This window comes from Alienimonas chondri, assembly GCF_013036045.1.
Taxonomy (GTDB): Bacteria; Planctomycetota; Planctomycetia; order Planctomycetales; family Planctomycetaceae; genus Alienimonas; species Alienimonas chondri.
In genome coordinates this window covers 1-3,477 of the sequence record NZ_WTPX01000275.1, presented here as the reverse complement: position 1 = coordinate 3,477, position 3,477 = coordinate 1, and the positions used below count along the sequence as shown (strand labels likewise).

The 3,477-nt window shown below is 69.0% G+C and carries 3 protein-coding genes; all 3 read left to right on the top strand.

Annotated features, from left to right (window positions below; all coding sequences use genetic code 11):
• The first annotated feature begins 250 nt into the window (after positions 1-250).
• The 3 genes from LzC2_RS20860 to LzC2_RS20850 all read left to right on the top strand — a co-directional run bounded on the left by LzC2_RS20860 (position 251) and on the right by LzC2_RS20850 (position 3,414).
• The gene (locus LzC2_RS20860; protein WP_171189957.1) at positions 251-1,621 is read left to right on the top strand and encodes an NAD(P)/FAD-dependent oxidoreductase; all 1,371 of its coding nucleotides are present in this window, start codon (positions 251-253) and stop codon (positions 1,619-1,621) included.
• 432 nt (positions 1,622-2,053) lie between these two features.
• A complete protein-coding gene (locus LzC2_RS20855; RefSeq protein WP_171189956.1) occupies positions 2,054-2,869 on the top strand; it encodes an MBOAT family protein in 816 nt (271 codons plus the stop codon).
• Between the two features lie 143 nt (positions 2,870-3,012).
• A complete protein-coding gene (locus tag LzC2_RS20850) occupies positions 3,013-3,414 on the top strand; it encodes a hypothetical protein (protein ID WP_171189955.1) in 402 nt (133 codons plus the stop codon).
• Positions 3,415-3,477 lie beyond the last annotated feature (63 nt).

The window sequence follows — 3,477 nt, the reverse complement described above, 5'->3', positions numbered from 1 at the left end:
GGCTGGAACCGTCCGACCAGCCTCTACGGCCCCTTCGCTCTCCTCGAGCGTTCGCCCGTCCCCCTGCAAACGCAGCATTTGCGAAGGTTCGCTCACCCTCACCCCCGGCCCCTCTCCCTCAAGGGAGAGGGGAGAAAGCGAACCCCGTCCGCTACGAATCGTCGTCCCTCGCTCTAAAGTTGAATGCCGCAACTCGATCGCGGCTTCGCTCCCCTCCCCCTCCACGCCCTGCCCGGCGGTTGATTGAACGATGTCTGACACCTCCCCCGTGGTGATCGTCGGCGGCGGGGTGATCGGCGCCGCGTGCGCGCATTACCTCACGGAGGCCGGGCGGAAGGTCGTGATCCTGGAGCGGGATCGCTTCGGGGCGGCGTGCTCGCACGGGAACTGCGGGCTGCTGTCGCCCAGCCATATCCTGCCGCCCGCGGAGCCGGGGGTCTTCGGGGAGGCGCTGAAGAGTCTGTTCAAACCCAACGCCCCGCTGCGGCTGGCGCCGCGGTTCGATCCGGGATTGTGGCGCTGGATGGCGGAGTTCGCCCGCCGCTGCAACGAGCCCGCCGCCCTCGCCGCCGGCCGGGCGATCCATCCGCTGCTGGCCTCCTCGCGGGCATTATATGATCGCCTCGCCGGGGGAGAGTTGGAGTGCGAGTTCGCCGCGGACGGCTTGTTGTTCGCCTTTCAAAGCGCCGGGGCGTTCAAGTCGTTCGGTCACACGGACGAGCTGCTCTCCAAGCATTTCAACGCCCCGGCCCGGCGGCTCGACGGGGCGGAATTGTCGGAGTTCGAGCCGGCGCTGCGGCCCGGGTTGGCCGGCGGGTGGTTTTATGAAGGCGACGCCCACCTGCGGCCGAACGTGCTGATGAACAGCTGGCGGGCCTCGCTGTTGGCTCGGGGCGTGGAGCTGCGCGAGGGGATCGCCGTAAAGGGCTTTCGCACGGAGAACGGCCGGGCGACGGCGGTTCACTATGAAGACGCGCACGGCGCCGCGGGGGAGATCGAGGCGGATGCGGTGGTGGTCGCCGCGGGGGCGCTGACGCCGGACTTTCAGAAGGCGCTCGGCGTGCGGGTGCCGGTGGCGCCGGGGAAGGGCTATTCGCTGACGCTGCACCTCGACGAGCACGAGATCGACCCCGCCGCGGTGCCGAAGAGGCCGATGCTGCTGCCGGAGGTGCGGGTGGCCGTCACGCCGCACGCCGGCGGAGTCAGCGCCTCCGGGGAGCGCCGGCCGGCGGCGCTGCGGCTGGGCAGCGTGATGGAGTTCGCTGGTTATAACCCGTCGATCGCCCGGCGCCGGCTGGCGCTGTTGACCCGCGGAGCGTCCCGGTTTTTGGATATTCCCGCCGACCCGCCGGCGGACGATCACCCCACCGGCGACAATCGTTGGGCCGGCTGGCGCCCGATGACGCCGGACGGCGTCCCCCTGATCGGCCCGGTCCCCGGGGGACGCGGCGTCGGGGGACGCAACGGGCGGGCGAACAATCTATACGTCGCCGCCGGCCATAATATGCTCGGCCTGTCGATGGCTCCGGGCACCGGGCGGTTGATCGCGGAGTTGGTCACCGGCGCCGCCCCGCATCTGGATCCGGCGCCCTACGCCCCGGGGCGATTCTCGCGGGGGTGAGGCGGGGGTGAGGAAAGACGAGCGATTTCTGAGCCCCGACCGTCAGGGAGGGGCCGCTCGACGCCGTTTGATGACTGTTCGCCCGTCGACGTTCGCCCGTCAAAGAGCTGTCCGACGCCCGCTTGGAACCGGCTCCGTGTGAGCGGCCCACTCCCTGACGGTCGGGGCTCAATGCGGCGGAGTCGCCCGCTCTCCTCCCCTCTCCCTCAGGGAGAGGGGTCGGGGGTGAGGATGAGCGAACCCTCGCACGCAGTCGTTCGTGGGGCGACGGAGGAACGCGGAACAAGAGCGACGGCGGCGTGAATGGCGATCGGCAGGTTCCAGCCCCCTCACCCCCGGCCCCTCTCCCCCAAAAGGGGGCGAGGGGAGGACAGTCAGCATCGCGTGAACCATGCGACGGTGCGGCGGTCGAGGGGGTGAAAGGTCGTTCCTATGCCCGTTGCCGTTGAACCCGTCGTCCGGTTGGCGGTCGTGTGCGCGGGGCTGTGGCTCGCAGCGAAGACGTGGGCTGTGGCGGTGGGGCCGGAACGCGGGCCGTGGGGGCGGGAACTGCTGTGGTGGCTGTGGCCGGGGTTGGAACGGCGCCGGTTTCTGCGGGGTTCGGCCGATCCGCCGGCCGATGCGGAGTGGGGACGGAGTCTATTGATGTTGAGCGTCGGGGCGTGGCTGTTCCTCGGTGGCGGAGCGCTGACGATGCGGAGCGAACCGCTCTGGGGAGGGCTGTGCGCCGCGGCCGGGTTCGTGTTCGCCCTGCACTTCGGGGCCTTTTACCTGCTGTCCCTCGCGCTACGAGCGTCGGGCGTGGATACCGTCCCGTTGATGGACCGCCCGCTGAGCGCCGCGACGCTGGCGGAGTTCTGGGGGCGGCGGTGGAACACGGCGTTCGCCCTGCTGACGCGGGACGCCGTCTTCACGCCGCTCGCGAAGCGGTTCTCCCCGGGCGTCGCGTTGTGGGCGGGGTTTGCGCTCAGCGGGGCGGTGCATGAGGCGGCGCTGACCCTGCCGGTCTCCGATCGCCCGGGCGTGCTCTACGGCGGGCCGTTCGTGTATTTCCTGCTGCAAGCCGCGGGGGCGACGCTGGAACGCCGCCTGCGTAAAGCCGGGCGGTTGCGAGGTTTCTCGAATCGCATTTATGCCGCGGCGTGGCTCGTGCTGCCGCTGCCGTTGTTGCTGTCCGCGGCGTTTTTAGAAGACGCCGCGGGGCCGGCGGCGGCGCTGCTGTTTTCTCTGGTTCAAGGCCGCGGATAAATGGTTTTCCACAGCACTAACCCGAAGCGTCAGCGAGGGACGCGGCGCCTGTTGTCGATCGAGTCCCTCGCTGACGCTTCGGGTTAGTATTCAATAGACTTCTCAGCGGGCTGACGCCCCGCCGCTCGCCGGATTGATTTGATATGACTTTGGAAACGTTCGTGCGGCTCGCGGGGGTCGGTCAGCTGGGGATCTTGATCGCCTCGGCGTTGGTGCCGTTTCGATTGGAATGGAAAACCGCGATGGCGGCGCTGCCGGCGCTGCATCGGCAGATGTATTGGACGTACGGCGCCTATACGGCCGCGACGATTCTGGCGTTTGGATTGATCGCCGTCGGGCTGCCGGGCGAACTGGCCGCCGGCACGCCGTTGGCCCGCAGCGTGTGCGGGTTTCTGGCCCTGTTCTGGGGCGCGCGGCTGTGCCTGTTGGGGGTGTTCGACGTGAAGGAACACCTCGTCGCCTGGTGGCTGACGGCCGGGTATTGGCTGTTGAACGCCGTGTTTTTCGGGTTGTTGTTGATCTACGGCGCGGCGGCGGTGATGTGAGCCGGGAACGAGGTTTATGACTCCCCTCTCCCCCTTTTTGGGGGAGAGGGGCTGGGGTGAGGG

Excerpts from the sequence above, each read along its gene's own strand:
- LzC2_RS20850 (WP_171189955.1), top strand. The coding sequence starts at position 3,013 with ATGACTTTGGAAACGTTCGTGCGGCTCGCGGGGGTCGGTCAGCTGGGG.
- LzC2_RS20855 (WP_171189956.1), top strand. The coding sequence starts at position 2,054 with ATGCCCGTTGCCGTTGAACCCGTCGTCCGGTTGGCGGTCGTGTGCGCG.
- LzC2_RS20860 (WP_171189957.1), top strand. The coding sequence starts at position 251 with ATGTCTGACACCTCCCCCGTGGTGATCGTCGGCGGCGGGGTGATCGGC.